We start from the raw sequence: 17,219 nt of genomic DNA on the forward strand, positions 1-17,219 counted from the left end.
GTCTGCCGGCTTATCTCTCTGCGGTGGCTGGCTTGCGACGTACGAATAACTGGGCGGTACCCGTGGTCTCGTTCAGCGAGACGGCCTTCGTTTCCAGATAGGGCTGCGCGCGCACGAGTTCGCCCAGTTTCTCGAAGCCATAGTTGCGCGCGTCAAAATCTGGATTGGTCTTCGAGATCAAGGAGCCGACGGTGGACAGGAGCGACCACCCGTCGTCGCGCATTGCCGCGCTGACCGCGCTCAATAGCACTCCCTTGATGGGCTTGGCTGCCACGGACTCGGCGGTCTTCGGCAGCGCGGATGCCGGGTCGTTGACGCGCAGGATCTCGGTATAGACGAACTTATCGCATGCTGCGACAAAAGGTTGTGGGGTCTTCTCTTCGCCAAAACCATATACCACGAGGCCGGATTCGCGGATGCGCGTGGCCAATCGGGTGAAATCGCTGTCCGACGATACCAGGCAGAAGCCGTCGACCCGCCCTGAATGAAGCAGGTCCATCGCGTCGATGATCAGGCAGGAATCGGTCGCATTCTTGCCGCTCGTATAGCTGAACTGCTGAATGGGTTGCAGCGCGTTGGCGTTCAGCGTTTCTTTCCAGCCTTTGAGATTCGGGGTGGTCCAATCGCCGTAGACGCGTTTAACGGTTGCAATTCCGTATCGGGAAATTTCCGCTAAAAGCTGCGGAACAATTGAGGACTGTGCATTGTCCGCATCCACCAGTACCGCCAGCTTCGCGTTTGCAGGGGTTGCCATGATTCTCCTTTGTCATTGCAAGCGAGCATAATCCTTGTCACTGTAGCTGCCAATCAAGTCGAATTGTTGACTTTAATCAACGGTGACATTGTTTCTTCATGATTATGCAGCTTGGCTGGCAGCGCGCGTTGTGCTCTCTGTGCTTGCTACCGCCGAGTCCTGCAGCGCTATCACGCTCGCTCCTCTGCCACAATCTCCTGCGAGCCAAAACAGGGACGTTCACATGAACATCGAAAAAGGCCTGTGCCGCGCCAGGGCCGCCTCGCAGGTCGGCCGCGAAGGCGCCTCGTGCAGCGATAACGGCGTGCTCGACGTGAAGCTGACCACGCCGAAGGAGCTGGGCGGAAGCGGCGCGACCGGCGCCAATCCTGAGTAACTGTTCGCGGCCGGCTACTCGGCCTGCTTCCTCGGCGCGCTGAAGTCGTAACGCAGCACCAGGCTTTGGATGACGCTGGCAAATGCCGACACTGCCCAATACAGGCCGACGCCGGCCGCCAGCTTCCACAGGATGAAGGCGGTCACCAGGATTTGCAGGGCCATCATCACCATCGCCGTGTCGGCCGCTGTGGACGGTGCGTAGCAGGCCGCGACGGCGGTCAGCACGAGCACGATGACGGTCAGCGCGGCGTCGGGCGAAGCCAGGTTCCTGATCCACAAAAAGCTTCCCGAACTGGCGTTGGTGATGGCCTTGTACAGCAGGCCGAACACCGGCAACTGAACCAGGGCGCCCAACAGGCTGGAGCGGTCGAGAATATGCGCACCGTTTTCCTTGTACAGCGCCGAGATCGCCGCGAACATCGCCTTCGGATCTGATGCAAGGCGCGCCTTGATGGCGTCGACCTGAGGCTGCAGGGCTTTGATTTTTTCCTGGTTCGACAGCATCCGGCGCGACAGGTGCAGGGTCAGCGGGAAAAGCGCCAGCCTGACCACGAGCGCCAGGGCCAGAATGGTCCAGCCCATATTTCCATTGAACAGGATGGAAAGCTGCGTCATGGCTGAGGCCAGAATGTCGTTCATTTTGCTCTTTCGTTAATTGTTTAGGAAATATCAAACCTCATTGTGGTTTAGAGTTTCCTTAAGAAAAACATGTATTTCCCGATGCTTTACTTCGGTTTTTTGGAAGAATTGAAGACCTTGCGCACCGGGAGGCACAGGGTATCTGTCCCCTCTCCCTAACCGAGCGCTGTCTGCTGCGACGCTCTGCCACAATCTCCCTCCAACCAAAACAAAGGAGGTTCGCATGAGCATCGAAAAAGTCCTGTACCGCGCCAAGGCCACTTCGCAGGGCGGCCGCGAAGGCACTTCGCGCAGCGATAACGGCGTGCTGGACGTCAAGCTGACGACGCCGAAGGAACTGGGCGGCAACGGCGCGACCGGCACCAACCCTGAACAACTGTTCGCGGCCGGCTACTCGGCCTGCTTCCTGGGCGCGCTGAAATTCGTCGCCGGCCAGCAGAAGGTCAGCCTGCCGCAAGACCTGACGGTGACGGGCGAGGTCGGCATCGGCCAGATCCCGACCGGCTTCGGCATCGAGGCCGACCTGACCATCCACGGTCCGGGCATGGACCAGCAGCAGTTGCAGGAACTGGTCGACAAGGCCCACATCGTCTGCCCCTACTCGAACGCGACGCGCAACAACATCGACGTACGCCTGCATGTGACGACCTGAAGCACCACGAGCGGGAGCGCGGCGCGATGGCCGCGGAGGGCTGTCAAAGCCCACGCGGTCTCGCGGTCGATCGCGGCGCCATGGCCCACGGACCGCCGCGCGTCAAGGGGCGGTGCACAACTGTTGGGCTATCGCCGCGATCAAGAATATCTTCTCGAAGGCTGGACGGCACGCACCTATAATGGAGCCCCACGCGATCCTGTCCTCTTTATGCCCTTTCGAAAAGAACCGCCCCACACCCACGGCAACGTTGCCCAAAGCGCCATCGTCCTCGTCAACCTCGGCACGCCGGATGCGCCGACCCGTGCCGCGGTCAAGCGCTACCTGAAGCAATTTCTTTCCGATCCGCGCGTGGTCGAGATCCCGCGCCTGGTGTGGTCGTTCATCCTGAAACTGGTCATCCTGCCTTTCCGTTCGGGCGCGTCGGCCAAGAAATACCAGACGATCTGGACGAAAGAGGGCTCGCCGCTGAAGGTGCATACCCAGAAGCAGGCGCAGCTGCTGCAGGCGGCGCTCGAGCAGCGCGGCCACGAAGGCGTGCAGGTGCGCATGGCGATGCGCTACGGCTCGCCCTCGCTGCCGGAAGTGCTGGACCAGCTCAAGCTAGACGGCTGCGACCGCATCGCGATCCTGCCCTCGTACCCCCAGTATTCCGGCACCACCACGGCCTCGATCTGGGACGCGGTGTTCGACCACTACAGGCAGATCCGCAACGTGCCCGAGCTGCGCCTGGTGAAGCATTACCACGACCATGAAGGCTATATCGACGCGCTGTGCGACACCGTGCAGGCGCACTGGGACGCGCACGGGCGCGGCCAGAAGCTGGTGATGAGTTTCCACGGCGTGCCCAAGCGTACGCTGCTGCTGGGCGATCCGTATTACTGCGAATGCCAGAAGACCGCGCGCCTGCTGGCTGCACGCCTGCGCCTGACGCCGGACGAGTATCTGGTGACCTTCCAGTCGCGCTTTGGCAAGGCCGAGTGGCTGCAGCCCTACACCGCGCCGACCGTAGCCGAACTGGCGCGCCAGGGCGTCGGGCGCGTGGATGTGATCTGCCCGGGTTTCACCGCCGACTGCCTGGAGACGCTGGAAGAGATCTCGATGGAAGTGAAGCACGACTTCGAAGCGGCCGGCGGCAGGGAATTCCACTACATCCCCTGCCTGAACGAATCGCCGACCTGGATCGTCGGCCTGGCCGAGATCGCCGAACAGCACCTGATCGGCTGGCCGACCATGATGAGCCCGTCGCAGCGGGAAGCGGAGCGGCGCGATGCGGAGATCGCGCGCGAGCATGCCTTGCGTCTTGGGGCGTGAAACAAGTTCGTAAGTTCGTTACCGCCGGCCCGGTCTCGGCAATTCTGAAGATAACTATCGACGCGTGGACGGCGGAGCCGTCCACCCTACGGGGCAGCGCATACGCGTAGGGTGGACGGGTTCCCCGTCCACGCGTTCAACCCAGGCCCGCACACCGCGGCCCAAAATCCTCACGCCGGGCTCCCCACGGCCCAACCTGCTAAAATGCTATGTTTTACGGCTTGGCTCACACCCCGGCGTAGCAGATGCACACCACCGCAAGGGCGGTGTACACCACGACGGCGCTGCTGATCAACGGCAATCTCATGAGTCTCTCCCACGACTGGTTCTTGTTCTGGTGACGCAGCTTTCCAGCTCGTCAGGACCCGATCTTAGAACCTGCGGTCAAGGAAAGAATCACCTCATCGGTAAATGTTGTAACAAATGTTGTCAGTTCTACTGCTAACAGATGCGCAATTCCCCTTGAAAATGTAGGAGATCGCCCCATATGCGGCGCTGTACGACAAGCAGTACTGTCCAACCATTCAGCCAAGTCCTTGATTTCAGGAGTATTTTCGATGCAAGACCAAGAAAATCCAGAGGTGATTAAACAGCCCGAAGGCGAAGCCGACACGGCAACCGCCCAGGCCGCGAACGAAGCATCGCGCGAGGCCAGCCTCGAAGAGCAACTGAGCGCGACCGAAGCCAAGCTGGCTGAAATGCATGACGCGTTCATGCGCGCCAAGGCCGAAGGCGAGAATATCCGCCGCCGCGCCCAGGAAGACGTCAGCAAGGCGCACAAGTTCGCCATCGAAAGCTTCGCCGAAGCCCTGGTGCCGGTGCGCGACAGCCTGGAAATGGCCCTGAAGGTCGAGACCCAGACCGTCGAAGCGATCCGCGAAGGCGTCGAGATGACCCTCAAGCAGCTCACTTCCGCTTTCGAGAAGAACCGCCTGGTCGAAGTGATGCCGGCGCAGGGCGAGAAGCTCGACCCGATGAAGCACCAGGCCGTCTCGATGGTGCCGGCCGACCAGGAAGCCAACACCGTGGTCAACGTATTGCAAAAAGGTTACATGATCGCCGATCGCCTGCTGCGTCCGGCCATCGTCACGGTAGCACAGCCGAAATAAGAAAAAGTAACGTGCTGCTTGGCAAAAGGCCTTGAAAGCAGTCAGGTTTTTCCCCATATCCGAAACATCAGAACATTTCAGCATTCAAAGGAAAATAAATCATGGGCAAAATTATCGGTATCGACCTGGGAACCACCAACTCCTGCGTCGCGATCATGGAAAACGGCCAGCCTAAGGTGATCGAGAACGCCGAAGGCGCGCGCACCACGCCGTCGATCATCGCTTACCAGGAAGACGGCGAGATCCTCGTCGGCGCACCTGCCAAGCGCCAGGCTGTCACCAACCCGAAGAACACCCTGTTCGCCGTCAAGCGCCTGATCGGCCGCAAGTTCGACGAGAAGGAAGTCCAGAAAGACATCTCGCTGATGCCGTACTCGATCGTCAAGGCCGACAACGGCGACGCCTGGGTCGGCGTGCGTGACAAGAAGCTGGCGCCGCCGCAGATCTCGGCTGAAGTCCTGCGCAAGATGAAGAAGACCGCCGAAGACTACCTCGGCGAAGAAGTGACCGAAGCCGTCATCACCGTGCCGGCCTACTTCAACGACTCGCAGCGCCAGGCGACCAAGGACGCCGGCCGCATCGCAGGCCTGGACGTCAAGCGCATCATCAACGAGCCGACCGCGGCCGCGCTGGCATTCGGCCTGGACAAGACCGACAAGGGCGACCGCAAGATCGCCGTGTATGACCTCGGCGGCGGCACCTTCGACGTCTCGATCATCGAGATCGCGGACGTGGACGGCGAGAAGCAGTTCGAAGTGCTGTCGACCAACGGCGACACCTTCCTGGGCGGCGAAGACTTCGACCAGCGCGTGATCGACTACATCATCGACGAGTTCAAGAAGATCAACGGCCTCGACCTGTCGAAGGACCCGATCGCCCTGCAGCGCATCAAGGCCTCGGCCGAGCGCGCGAAGATCGAACTGTCGTCGTCGCAGCAGACCGAAATCAACGAGCCGTACATCGCCATGGCGAACGGCGCGCCGGTCCACCTGAACCTGAAGATCACCCGCGCCAAGCTGGAATCGCTGGTCGAGGAACTGATCGCCAAGACCATCGAGCCGTGCCGCACCGCGATCAAGGATGCGGGCGTGAAGGTCTCGGACATCGACGACATCATCCTGGTCGGCGGCATGACCCGCATGCCGAAGGTACAAGAGAAGGTGAAGGAGTTCTTCGGCAAGGATCCGCGCAAGGACGTGAACCCGGACGAAGCCGTGGCAGTTGGCGCGGCGATCCAGGGCTCGGTGCTGGCCGGCGACCGCAAGGACCTGCTGCTGCTGGACGTGACCCCGCTGTCGCTGGGTATCGAAACCCTGGGCGGCGTGATGACCAAGATGATCCACAAGAACACCACGATCCCGACCAAGTTCTCGCAGGTGTTCTCGACCGCCGACGACAACCAGCCGGCCGTGACCATCAAGGTCTACCAGGGCGAGCGCGAGATCGCCGCTGGTAATAAAGGTCTGGGCGAGTTCAACCTGGAAGGCATCCCGCCGGCACCACGCGGCACCCCGCAGATCGAAGTGACCTTCGACATCGACGCCAACGGCATCCTGCACGTGGGCGCGAAGGACAAGGCCACCGGCAAGGAAAACAAGATCACCATCAAGGCCAACTCGGGTCTGACCGAGGAGGAAATCCAGAAGATGGTGAAGGACGCCGAACTGAACGCGGAAGAAGACAAGAAGGTCAAGGAACTGGCCGAGTCGCGCAACCAGGCCGACGCGCTGGTCCACTCGACCCGCAAGTCGCTGACCGAGTACGGCGACAAGCTGGAAGCCGGCGAGAAGGAAAAGATCGAAGCGGCGATCACCGACCTGGAAGGCTCGATCAAGTCGGGCGACAAGGCCGACATCGACGCCAAGGTCGCAGCCCTGTCGACCGCTGCCCAGAAGCTCGGCGAGAAGATGTACGCCGACATGCAGGCGCAGCAGGGCGGTGCTGATGCCGCCGCCGGTGCGCAGGCTGCTGGTGGCGCCGACGCTTCGGCCAAGGCCGACGATGTCGTCGATGCCGACTTCAAGGAAGTCAAAGACGCCAAGTAAGCAACGCGACAGGGAACTGGAGAATCCACATGCAGCAGGCCTATCCAGTTCCCCGAACCTGCCGAGCCGATGGGACCGAATGGTTCGCGGCTCGGTTTTTTTGCTCAGACAGTTTCGTTCAGTAGATAACAGCAAGGTGCCAAATGGCAAAGCGTGATTTTTACGAGATCCTCGGGGTCGCGAAGAATGCTTCGGAAGAAGAGATCAAGAAGGCCTATCGCAAGCTGGCGATGAAATACCACCCCGACCGCAACCCTGACAACAAGGAAGCGGAAGAGAAGTTCAAGGAGGTGAAGGAAGCCTACGAGATGCTGACCAACCCGGAGAAGCGCGAGGCCTACGACCGCTACGGTCATGCCGGCGTCGACCCGAACATGGGTGGCGGCGGCGGCTTTGGCGCCGGCGGTTTCGGCGACGCCTTCGGCGACATCTTCGGCGACATCTTCGGTGGCGGCCGTTCACGCAGCGCGGGCCCCCAGGTCTACCGCGGCGCCGACCTGCGCTACAACCTCGAGATCACGCTGGAACAGGCCGCCAACGGCTTCGACACCACGATCCGCGTGCCGAGCTGGGACAAGTGCGACACCTGCCACGGCAGCGGCGCCAAGCCGGGCACGCAGCCGGTCACCTGCACCACCTGCCACGGCCACGGCCAGGTGCGCATGCAGCAGGGCTTCTTCAGCATCCAGCAGACCTGCCCGAAGTGCCACGGCAGCGGCAAGATGATCCCGGAACCCTGCCCATCGTGCAGCGGCGCCGGTCGCATCAAGCGCAACAAGACGCTGGAAGTGAAGATCCCGGCCGGCATCGACAACGGCATGCGTATCCGCTCGACCGGCAACGGCGAGCCGGGCACGAATGGCGGTCCGTCGGGCGACCTGTATGTGGAAATCCACATCAAGCCGCATCCGGTGTTCCAGCGCGAAGGCGACGACCTGCATTGCGAAATGCCGATCTCGTTCTCGAAGGCGGCCCTGGGCGGCGAAATCGAGGTGCCTACGCTCACCGGCAAGGTCTCGTTCACGGTGCCGGAAGGCACCCAGACGGGCAAGACCTTCCGCCTGAAAGGCAAGGGCATCAAGGGCGTGCGTTCGGGCTACGCCGGCGACCTGTTCTGCCACGTGGTCGTCGAGACCCCGGTCAAGCTGACCGAGAAGCAGAAGGACCTGCTGCGCGAGTTCGAACGCATGACGAACGAAGGCGGCGCCAAGCACAGCCCGCAAAGCAAGGGCTGGATGGACAAGGTCAAGGACTTCTTCGAGTAAGAAGCATCCAACCGCCGGGAGCGCGAGTTCCCGGCGGTTTTTTTTCGTCTGTACGCGGCTAGGCTTACAATACGGAAAACTCACGAAAAATCACGGGCTGGCGCCGTTCGCCGCGCCGCCCGCAGCAAGGGAGAAAATCAAGATGGCAAAAACGCCAACCGGCCTGACGGCCTCCGACCTGTTCGCACGCAACCGCGAATGGGCGGCCGAGATGGTCAAGGAAGACCCGGACTTCTTCAACGACCTGGCTTCGCAACAGGCCCCGGAATACCTGTGGATCGGCTGCTCGGACAGCCGCGTGCCCGCGAATGAACTGCTGGGCATGGCGCCCGGCGAGCTCTTCGTCCACCGCAACATCGCCAACGTCGTCGTCCATTCGGACCTGAACAGCCTCTCCGTGCTGCAGTTCGCGATCGACGTGCTGAAGGTCAAGCACATCATCATCTGCGGCCACTACGGTTGCTCGGGCGTGCATGCCGCGCTCACGAATACCCGCGTCGGCCTGGCCGACAACTGGCTGGGCCACGTGCGCGACGTGCGCGACAAGCACGGCAAATACCTCGGCAACGTGGCCGGCAAGGCCGCCAGCGACCGCCTGGTCGAACTGAACGTGGCCGAGCAGGTCATCAACGTGGCGCAGACGACGATCGTGCGCGACGCCTGGGAACGCGGCCAGCCGCTGACCATCCACAGCTGGGTCTACGGCGTGCACGACGGCCTGCTGCGCGACCTGGGCATCACGGTCAGCAGCTTCGCGGAAATCGCGCCCAAGCTCGAAGTCGTGCTGCAGGGCTACCTCGAAGGACAGGCGAAGTGAACCCCGACGGCGAACTGGCCCGGCTGCGCGGGATCGTCCGCGCGTTCGTGATTGAACGCGACTGGGACCAGTTCCACACGCCGAAGAATTTGTCTTCGGCCTTGAGCGTCGAGGCGGCCGAGCTGCTGGAGCACTTCCAGTGGCTGCAGACCGGCCAGCCCGAGGAGCTCGGTCCCGAGAAGCTGGTGCAGGTGCGCCACGAGATGGCCGATGTGCTGGTCTATCTCGTGCGCCTGGCCGACAAGCTCGACGTCGACCTGATGGCGGCGGTCGAGGAGAAGATGGTGCTCAACCGGGCGAAATACCCGGCCGATAAAGTGCGCGGGGATGCGCGCAAATACTACGAGTACAAAAGCGACGAGTCCAGGGACGCCTGACGGCGGCGCCGAACTCGTAGGGTGGGCACTCCGTGCCCACGCGTTACGTGCGTATCCGTTTTCGTTGGCCGTTGCTTATCGCCACGCAGCGCCAAGCTTGCCCGGCGCGCGAGCGTGCTTTTCTGGTCAAGCCAGGGTGATTATCGCTTTGAGCGGTGATAGCATGCGTTTGCGGGCGAAGCGTCACCATTTCTGGCCAAAAATGACGCCCGTAACGCGTGGGCACGGGGTGCCCACCCTACGATCCAAGGTAGTGCTCGATGACGCCGGACCTGTCCTCCACGCCGAGAATACCCATCAGCTCGTCGAGCGCCACGCGGAAATGCTTGCGCGCGGCGCCATCCTCATCCTTCACCACCTCCAGCGAACGCTGGAACTGCTTCATCACCCAGAACTTGGTCGGATGACCTTCGATCCCTTCGAGCAGCCGACTGCGTAAGCGGTCGATCTCGGCCGACAGGCGGGCACGTTCTGCGTCCGGCAGGCCGTCAAACGTGGGGCTGAACGCCCGCAAGCCATCGAGCACCCGCGGCACGACGAACAGCGGCGCATCCGCCATCGTGTCCAGCGGGTCGCGTCCCATCAGATGCCGCCCATGCAGATGTACTTGATGACCAGGTAATCCTCGATACCGTAGGTGGAACCCTCGCGGCCCAGGCCCGACTGCTTGACGCCACCGAAGGGCGCGACCTCGGTCGAGATCAGGCCGGTGTTCACGCCGACCATGCCGGTTTCGATCTGCTCGGCCACGCGCCAGACGCGGCCGATGTCGCGCGAATAGAAATAGGACGCCAGGCCGAACTCGGTATTGTTGGCCATGGCGATCACCTCGTCCTCGGTCCGGAAGCGGAACAGCGGCGCCAGCGGGCCGAAGCTTTCTTCCCGCGCGAGCTTCATGTCGGCAGTGGCGTCGGCCACCACGGTGGGCTGGAAGAAACTGTGGCCGAGCGCGTGGCGCTGGCCGCCCAGCATCAGGCGCGCGCCTTTCGACAAGGCGTCGGCGATGTGTTCCTCGACCTTCTGCACCGCCTTTTCATCGATCAGCGGTCCCTGGTTCACGTCCGGTTCGACACCATTGCCGACCTTCAGCTTGCCGACCGCCGCCACCAGTTTTTTGGCGAACGCGTCGTAGACGCCGTCCTGCACGTAGATGCGGTTGGCGCAGACGCAGGTCTGGCCGGCGTTGCGGTATTTGGAGGCGATGGCGCCCTCGACGGCGGCGTCGATGTCGGCGTCGTCGAAGACGATGAAGGAGGCATTCCCGCCCAGCTCCAGCGACAGCTTCTTGACCGTTGGCGCGCATTGCTCCATCAGCAGGCGGCCAACTGCGGTCGAGCCGGTGAAGCTGAGTTTTCGCACGATGGGGTTGCTCGTCATTTCGCCGCCGATGGCTTTCGAGTCGCCGATGACGACGCTGAACACGCCTTTTGGCACGCCGGCGCGCTCGGCCAGCACCGCCAGCGCGAGCGCCGAATAAGGCGTCAGCTCGGCCGGTTTCAGGACGATGGGGCAGCCCGCGGCCAGGGCCGGCGCCACTTTTCTCGTGATCATCGCCGCCGGGAAGTTCCAGGGCGTGATCGCCGCGCAGACGCCAATCGGTTCCTTGGTGACCACGATGCGGCGGTCGGGCCAGGGCGACTGGATGGTGTCGCCGGCGACGCGCTTGGCTTCTTCGGCGAACCATTCGAAAAAGGAGGCGGCATAGGCCACTTCGCCTTTGGCTTCCGTCAGGGGCTTGCCCTGTTCGGCGGTCATCAGGAGCGCCAGGTCGTCGGCGTTCTCCAGCATCAGGTCGTTCCACTTGCGCAGGATGAGGCTGCGCTCGCGTGCCGTTTTTTTGCGCCATGCCGGCCAGGCGGCGTTGGCGGCCTCGATCGCGCGGCGGGTTTCCTGGGCGCCCATGTGCGGCACGCTGCCCAGCTTCTCGCCGGTGGCGGGGTTGATGACGTCGACCGTGGCGCCTTCCAGGGCGTCGCACCACGCGCCGTCGATGTAGGCCTGCTGGCGCAGCAGGGAAGGGTCTTTCAGGTTCAGCATGAGGGACCTCGTTCATGTTCGGTGAAAGCGATCCCTCATGGTAGACCTTTTGCGCTTGCCCCCTTTTTCAGTTGCCGCGGTAGGTCGAGTAGCCGAAGGGGCTCAGGAGCAGGGGGATGTGGTAGTGCTGCGCCGGATTGTCGACCTTGAACTCGACCGGGATGCGCGGGAAGAAGGTGGCCTGGCCCTGGCGCGCGAAGTGCTCGCCGGTCTTGAAGACGATGCGGTATTCGCCGGCCGCGATCGGCTTGTTCTCCGGATAGAGGGCGGCGATGCGGCCCTGCGCATTGGTGACGCCGGAAGCCAGCTCGCGCCAGCCTTCGCCGGCGCGCTGTTCCAGCGTCACCCCGATGCCGGCCGTGGGCTGGCCGCTCTGCAGGTCGAGCACGTGGACGCTGAGCGGATTGGGTGCGGCGGCGGCGATGCCCGTGGAAAGGGCGAGGGCGCCGGCCAGGATCAGGTGTTTGAAAGCTTGCATGGTGTTCTCTTTCGATTAAGGGGATGGTTGGTCGAGTTCCGGCACGGCGCTCAATGCCGCCAGTGCGCAGGCGTGATCGTTGACGGCGCCGCCGCCGCCGGCCACGCCGATGGCGCCGGCCGCCTGGCCGCGCACCGTCAGCGGCACGCCGCCGCCCAGCAGCAGCAATTCGGGCAGGCTGGCGAGGTTGCGTGCATCCAGGTCGGCAGCCGCCTTGCGCGCCAGCGCCAGCGTCGCTGTGCGCGTCGACAGGGCGGTATAGGCCTTGCGCCGGCTTGCCTCGGTGTTGTGGGGACCGACGCCGTCGGCACGCTGCAGCGCGACCAGGTTGCCGCCGCGGTCGAGGACGGACACCACGATGTCGCGTCCCTGGCGCCGGCAGGCATCGATGGCGCCGGCGGCCAGGCGGTTGGCGGCGGCGAGCGTCAGCTCCGGTGGCTGGCGCAGCTGGGCGGCGGCCGGCAGGACGGTGCAGCCTGCCAGCAGGGCGGCAATCAGTTTGTGCATGTTTGTATCGGACGGGTTGGACAAGACCCCAGCTTAGCGGGCGCAGGACGACGCCAGCCTGACCGCCAGATGACAATCCCGTCATCTTCGGCGCGGTGCGAACGGCATAGAAGGCGGTTTTGCTGACCGCAACTCCCGTGGCCATCCTGGTGATCGAAGACGAGCCGAAGACCAGCGACTACCTGCAGCGCGGCCTGGGCGAATCCGGCTTTGCCGTGCGCCTGGCGCGCAACGGGCGCGACGGCCTGTTCATCGCGCGCGAGGAAGAGATCGAGCTGGTCGTGCTCGACGTGATGCTGCCGCGCATGGATGGCTGGCAGGTGCTGGAAGCCTTGCGCGCCGATGCGGCGACCGAGCAGATCCCGGTGCTGTTCCTGACCGCGCGCGACGAGGTCGAGGACCGCGTGCGCGGCCTGGAGCTGGGCGCCGACGATTACCTGGTGAAACCCTTCGCCTTTGTCGAACTGGTGGCGCGCATCCGCACCCTGCTGCGGCGCGGTCCGGTGCGCGAGGACGATACGATCCGCATCGGCGACATGGAAATCGACGTGCTGCGCCGCCGCGTGCGCCGCGGCACCCAGGCCATTGCGCTGACGGCCCAGGAATTCGCCCTGCTGCACCTGCTGGCGCGGCGCCAGGGACAGGTGCTGTCGCGCTCGCTCATCGCCTCCCAGGTCTGGGACATGAATTTCGACAGCGACACCAACGTCATCGACGCGGCGGTGCGCCGGCTGCGGCGCAAGATCGACGACCCCTTCCCGCAAAAACTGATCCACACGCGGCGCGGCATGGGCTATGTGTGCGAGGCCGAGCCGGTGGCGGCGCCGTGAGGGCAGCGTTGCGCCACTCGCTGGCCCTGCGCGCGACCGCCATGTTCACGCTGATCGTGGCGCTGGCGGCCTCCAGCCTGGGCATCTACCTGTACCGCGCTTTCGTCGGCGAGATCGCGCGCCGCGGCGACATCCAGTTGCTGGGCAAGCTGCGCCAGGTGCAGATGCTGCTCGGGCGGCCCGGCGCGGCGGAACTGCTGCGCAGCCAGCCGGATTACTTCCGCGACACGATGAGCGGCCAGGAGAATTCGCTGGTGCGCATTGTCGCCCCAGGCGGCGCGGTGCTGGCCGACATCAACGCCCTCGGCGAACGCTACCCGCTGCCTCCTTCGGCGGGCCCCGCGCCGGCTGCGGCGGCGATCGCCGGCTGGACCACCAGCGGCGGCGCGCCGGGCCGCGTCGTGGCCGGCAGCGCGCGCCTGGGAAGGGATACGGTGACGGTGGTCGTGGCCCGCGCCTACGGCGAGCGCAGCGCCATGTTCGCCCGTTACCGGCGCCAGATCGCCGCGGCCGTGGCAGTCAGCGCGCTGGCCGCGGCCCTGCTGGCGGCCCTGATGCTGCGCCGCGGCCTGCGTCCCCTGCGCACGGTGGCGGAGCACGCCGCCCTGATGCGCCCCGGCACGCTGGCGCGGTGCCTCGACGTCGAGGATGCCCCTGCGGAGCTGCGTCCGCTGATCGACGCCTTCAACGCCATGCTGGCCAGGCTGCAGGACGGGTATGCGCGCCTGTCCGGCTTTTCCGCCGACCTGGCGCACGAATTCCGCACGCCGATCGCCAACCTGCTGGGGCAAAGCCAGGTAGTGCTGGCCCAGCCGCGCAGCGTGGCCGAATACGAGCAGGTGATCGCCTCGAATATCGAGGAACTGGAACGGCTGGCGCGCATGATCGAGAGCATGCTGTTTCTCGCCCGCGCCGGGCAGGAAGAGGTGGTGCTGGCGCGCCAGCCCCTGGCGGCGCTGGACGAGCTGCGCAAGGTGGCGGATTTCTACGAAGGGATGGCCGAGGAGCGCGGCCTGGCGCTGGAATGCACCGGCGAGGCGACCGTGCTGGCCGATGCCGCGCTGTTGCGGCGCGCGCTGGCCAATTTGCTGTCGAATGCCATGCGGCATGCCGATCCGGGCAGCTCCATCGTCCTGCATGCCGCCCAGCGCGACGGCGCCGTCGAACTCGGCGTGACCAATACCGGCGCCGCGATCGGGGCGGCGCACCTGGCCCACCTGTTCGAGCGTTTCTACCGCGCCGATCCGGCCCGCAGCGAGGCCGAGGGATCGACCGGGCTGGCCTGGCGATCGTGCGCGCCATCATGGACCTGCATGGCGGCCAGGCAAAGGTGGACACCGAAGGCGGCCGTACCACCTTCACCCTGGTGTTTCCCGCCGACTGAGCCGGGCGGCGCGTGCAATATTTCTCGACAGTATGAGAGATTGCGGAGCCGCATGCGCCAGGCTGGCGCTGCCTATTCGTGTTGGCATCGATTCGCGCTTGCCGTTAAGCTTTTGCTATGGAAATCGCGTTTTATTAGCAGATCGGCGCACGTTGCGCGCAACAATACGCACAGCGTTTGATCTGGATTAACGGCCACTCGCGCCCGGACCAGATTGCTCGTATGATGGTCCTTGTGCGCTCACGACAAGGTAGAGACCCATGCGCCCCATCGTCATCGTTCCAGCATGCACGCGTGATTTCGGCGAACACCCGTATCACGCGGCCCAGCACAAGTATTGCGACGCCGTCGTGCTCGGCGCCGATTGCGCGCCCATGATCCTGCCCTCGCTCGGGCCGGCGCTCGACCTGGAAACCATGCTGCAACTGTGCGACGGAATCATGCTCACCGGGTCCGCCTCGAATGTCCACCCCAGCTATTACTCGGAAGAAGTGCTCGACCCCTCGCTGCCGCAGGATCCCGCGCGCGACGAGACCACGCTGCCGCTGATCCGGGCGGCGGTGGGGCGCGGCATTCCGATCATCGCCATCTGCCGCGGTTTCCAGGAGATGAACGTGGCCCTGGGCGGCAGCCTGCACCAGGCGGTGCAGTCCGTGCCCGGCAAGTTCGACCACCGCGAGAACCCCGAGCTCGGCATGGACGAGCAATACGGCGATGCCCACAAGGTGTCCATCGTGCCGGGCGGCTTCCTGCACGGCATCCTGGGCGCCGACGAAATTCCCGTCAATTCGCTGCATGGCCAGGGCGTCAACGAACTGGCGCCGGGCCTGGTGGTCGAGGCGACCGCCGAGGACGGGCTGGTCGAAGCCTTCTCGGTCGGCGCCGCGCCCGGCTTCACGCTGGCGGTGCAGTGGCACCCCGAGTGGCGCATCACGCACAACCCGTATTCCATGAAGATGTTCGGCGCCTTCGGCCAGGCATGCCGCGACTACCGCGCCAGGAAACAGGGACGCTTATGACCGCCTACGAAAAATGGGCGGCCCGGGCCGTCCCATAGCTTGCCTCGCTTCTCTCCCGCACTGCACGTGCAGGCGTGAACGCACGCCTGCGTCGACTGAACAGACAAAGAGGCAATCATGGCAATCCGCGAAAATTTTTCCTACACCGACATGGACGACTGGCTCAATGCCAAGCGCGTCACCGAAATCGAATGCCTGGTCCCCGACCTGACCGGCGTTGCCCGCGGCAAGATCCTGCCGCGCGTGAAATTCACCGAAGAGCGCGGCATGCGCCTGCCCGAAGCCGTGCTGGGCATGACCGTGACCGGTAACTCTCCCACCCACGACGACGCCTACGACCGCGCCATCTCGTCCACCGACCGCGACATGATCCTGAAGGCCGACCCGACCACCATCACCATGGTGCCGTGGGCGGTCGACCCAACCGCGCAGGTGATCCACGACTGTTATTTCGCCGACGGCTCCCTGGTCGACTTCGCGCCGCGCTCGGTGCTGCGCCGTGTCCTGAAACTGTACGAGAAAAAAGGCTGGAAGCCGCTGGTCGCGCCCGAGCTCGAGTTCTATCTCACCGCCAAGAACATCGATCCCGACCTGCCGCTCACGGCCCCGATCGGGCGTAGCGGCCGCTCGGAAACCAGCCGCCAGGTCTACAGCATCGACGCGGTCAACGAATTCGACCCGCTGTTCGAGGACATCTACGACTATTGCGACCTGATGAACCTCGACGTCGACACCCTGATCCACGAGATCGGCGCCGGCCAGATGGAAATCAACTTCCAGCACGGCGATCCCCTGGGCCTGGCCGACAAGGTCTTCTACTTCAAGCGCACCCTGCGCGAGGCCGCCCTCAAGCACGACATGTACGCGACCTTCATGGCCAAGCCGATGGCTGGCGAGCCAGGCTCGGCCATGCACGTGCACCAGAGCGTGGTCGACGCCAGGACCGGCCGCAACATCTTCAGCGACGAGGACGGCTCCCCGTCGAAGCTGTTCCACCAATACATCGGTGGCCTGCAGCGCTACATGCCGTCGGCCATGGCGATCGTCGCCCCGTATGTGAATTCCTACCGCCGCATCGTGCGCCACACGGCCGCGCCCATCAACCTGCAATGGGGCGTCGACAACCGCACCGTGGGCTTCCGCGTGCCGGTCTCGGGCGCCCAGGACCGGCGCATCGAGAACCGCATCATCGGCGCCGACGCCAACCCCTATCTCGCGCTGGCGGTCACGCTGGCCTGCGGCTACCTCGGCATGGTCGAGGCGAGCGAGCCTTCGCCCATCGTCGAAGGCAGCGCCTACAACATGCCGGTCGAGCTGCCGCAAGGCCTGCCGGAAGCCCTGACCCTGCTGCGCGGCGAAGCGTCCCTGCGCGAGGTGCTGGGCGAACGCTTCATCGACGTGTATTCGGCGATCAAGGAACTCGAACACCAGGAGTTCATGACCGTCATCAGTCCGTGGGAACGCGAACACCTGCTGCTGCACGTGTAATGACTAGGGATTTCCAACCAGGAGCGCCTGGGAAAGCCTTCAGGGCAAGAAGCAGCGTCGAAGACAGTACGCGGGTACGGCGAGACGATGCGACGCAGCCATGGAGGATTTCCTAGGCGCTCCCAA

17 protein-coding genes and 1 pseudogene are annotated in these 17,219 nt (G+C 64.1%); 12 read left to right on the plus strand and 6 right to left on the minus strand.

The window, feature by feature from the left end; all coding sequences use genetic code 11:
- Positions 1–10: 10 nt before the first annotated feature.
- Positions 11–754 (minus strand): NYN domain-containing protein, encoded by a 744-nt coding sequence (locus tag ACSUZJ_RS03085; RefSeq protein ID WP_499413217.1) that lies wholly within the window; start codon positions 752–754, stop codon positions 11–13.
- A 223-nt stretch (positions 755–977) separates the two neighbouring features.
- Between ACSUZJ_RS03085 and ACSUZJ_RS03090 the strand changes: the two are divergent.
- A pseudogene (locus ACSUZJ_RS03090) lies at positions 978–1,127 on the plus strand (organic hydroperoxide resistance protein); the annotation flags it as partial.
- A 17-nt stretch (positions 1,128–1,144) separates the two neighbouring features.
- Here the strand turns inward: ACSUZJ_RS03090 and ACSUZJ_RS03095 are convergent.
- Complete coding sequence (locus ACSUZJ_RS03095; protein ID WP_499413219.1) at positions 1,145–1,771, minus strand: YidC/Oxa1 family membrane protein insertase; 627 nt, start codon at positions 1,769–1,771, stop codon at positions 1,145–1,147.
- Positions 1,772–1,994: 223 nt separating this feature from the next.
- Between ACSUZJ_RS03095 and ACSUZJ_RS03100 the strand changes: the two genes are divergently transcribed.
- The 7 genes from ACSUZJ_RS03100 (at position 1,995) to ACSUZJ_RS03130 (ending at position 9,350) form a co-directional block, all read left to right on the plus strand.
- A complete protein-coding gene (locus ACSUZJ_RS03100) occupies positions 1,995–2,423 on the plus strand; it encodes an organic hydroperoxide resistance protein (protein ID WP_499413221.1) in 429 nt (142 codons plus the stop codon).
- A gap of 210 nt (positions 2,424–2,633) precedes the next feature.
- Entirely contained in the window at positions 2,634–3,737 is a 1,104-nt protein-coding gene (hemH, locus tag ACSUZJ_RS03105; protein ID WP_499413223.1) for a ferrochelatase, read from the plus strand.
- A 557-nt stretch (positions 3,738–4,294) separates the two neighbouring features.
- Positions 4,295–4,846 carry a nucleotide exchange factor GrpE gene (gene grpE, locus ACSUZJ_RS03110; protein WP_499413225.1) on the plus strand — a complete coding sequence of 184 codons (552 nt, stop codon included), beginning with the start codon at positions 4,295–4,297 and terminating at the stop codon, positions 4,844–4,846.
- 101 nt (positions 4,847–4,947) lie between these two features.
- Positions 4,948–6,891 (plus strand): molecular chaperone DnaK, encoded by a 1,944-nt coding sequence (gene dnaK / locus ACSUZJ_RS03115; protein WP_499413227.1) that lies wholly within the window; start codon positions 4,948–4,950, stop codon positions 6,889–6,891.
- Between the two features lie 143 nt (positions 6,892–7,034).
- On the plus strand, positions 7,035–8,156 hold the full coding sequence (dnaJ, locus tag ACSUZJ_RS03120; protein ID WP_499413229.1) for a molecular chaperone DnaJ: 1,122 nt from the start codon (positions 7,035–7,037) through the stop codon (positions 8,154–8,156).
- A gap of 142 nt (positions 8,157–8,298) precedes the next feature.
- Complete coding sequence (can, locus tag ACSUZJ_RS03125; protein ID WP_499413230.1) at positions 8,299–8,973, plus strand: carbonate dehydratase; 675 nt, start codon at positions 8,299–8,301, stop codon at positions 8,971–8,973.
- Positions 8,970–9,350 carry a nucleotide pyrophosphohydrolase gene (locus ACSUZJ_RS03130; protein WP_499413232.1) on the plus strand — a complete coding sequence of 127 codons (381 nt, stop codon included), beginning with the start codon at positions 8,970–8,972 and terminating at the stop codon, positions 9,348–9,350. Before can ends, ACSUZJ_RS03130 begins: the two co-directional genes overlap by 4 nt.
- 238 nt (positions 9,351–9,588) lie before the next feature.
- On the opposite strand, the gene ACSUZJ_RS03135 is transcribed toward ACSUZJ_RS03130, so the two are convergent.
- From ACSUZJ_RS03135 to ACSUZJ_RS03150, 4 genes are all read right to left on the minus strand, one after another.
- Positions 9,589–9,933 carry a DUF4844 domain-containing protein gene (locus ACSUZJ_RS03135; RefSeq protein ID WP_499413234.1) on the minus strand — a complete coding sequence of 115 codons (345 nt, stop codon included), beginning with the start codon at positions 9,931–9,933 and terminating at the stop codon, positions 9,589–9,591.
- The gene (gene gabD / locus ACSUZJ_RS03140) at positions 9,933–11,387 is read right to left on the minus strand and encodes an NADP-dependent succinate-semialdehyde dehydrogenase (protein WP_499413236.1); all 1,455 of its coding nucleotides are present in this window, start codon (positions 11,385–11,387) and stop codon (positions 9,933–9,935) included. Before gabD ends, ACSUZJ_RS03135 begins: the two co-directional genes overlap by 1 nt.
- 67 nt (positions 11,388–11,454) lie before the next feature.
- Positions 11,455–11,865: a hydroxyisourate hydrolase gene (gene uraH / locus ACSUZJ_RS03145; RefSeq protein ID WP_499413238.1), complete on the minus strand. Its 411-nt coding sequence runs from the start codon at positions 11,863–11,865 to the stop codon at positions 11,455–11,457.
- 15 nt (positions 11,866–11,880) lie between these two features.
- Complete coding sequence (locus ACSUZJ_RS03150; RefSeq protein WP_499413240.1) at positions 11,881–12,372, minus strand: GlcG/HbpS family heme-binding protein; 492 nt, start codon at positions 12,370–12,372, stop codon at positions 11,881–11,883.
- Between the two features lie 137 nt (positions 12,373–12,509).
- On the opposite strand from ACSUZJ_RS03150, the gene ACSUZJ_RS03155 reads away from it, so the two are divergent.
- From ACSUZJ_RS03155 to ACSUZJ_RS03170, 4 genes are all read left to right on the plus strand, one after another.
- Entirely contained in the window at positions 12,510–13,202 is a 693-nt protein-coding gene (locus ACSUZJ_RS03155) for a heavy metal response regulator transcription factor (protein WP_499416420.1), read from the plus strand.
- Entirely contained in the window at positions 13,199–14,767 is a 1,569-nt protein-coding gene (locus ACSUZJ_RS03160) for a heavy metal sensor histidine kinase (RefSeq protein WP_499413242.1), read from the plus strand. The genes ACSUZJ_RS03155 and ACSUZJ_RS03160 overlap by 4 nt, the downstream gene beginning before the upstream one ends.
- Positions 14,768–14,846: 79 nt before the next feature.
- Positions 14,847–15,605, plus strand: a complete 759-nt coding sequence (locus ACSUZJ_RS03165; RefSeq protein WP_499413244.1) for a gamma-glutamyl-gamma-aminobutyrate hydrolase family protein — start codon at positions 14,847–14,849, stop codon at positions 15,603–15,605.
- A gap of 117 nt (positions 15,606–15,722) precedes the next feature.
- Entirely contained in the window at positions 15,723–17,093 is a 1,371-nt protein-coding gene (locus ACSUZJ_RS03170) for a glutamine synthetase family protein (protein WP_499413246.1), read from the plus strand.
- Positions 17,094–17,219 lie beyond the last annotated feature (126 nt).

Origin of the sequence: Telluria sp. B2 (assembly GCF_051789535.1) — a bacterium.
In the GTDB taxonomy this organism is placed as follows: Bacteria; Pseudomonadota; Gammaproteobacteria; order Burkholderiales; family Burkholderiaceae_D; genus Telluria.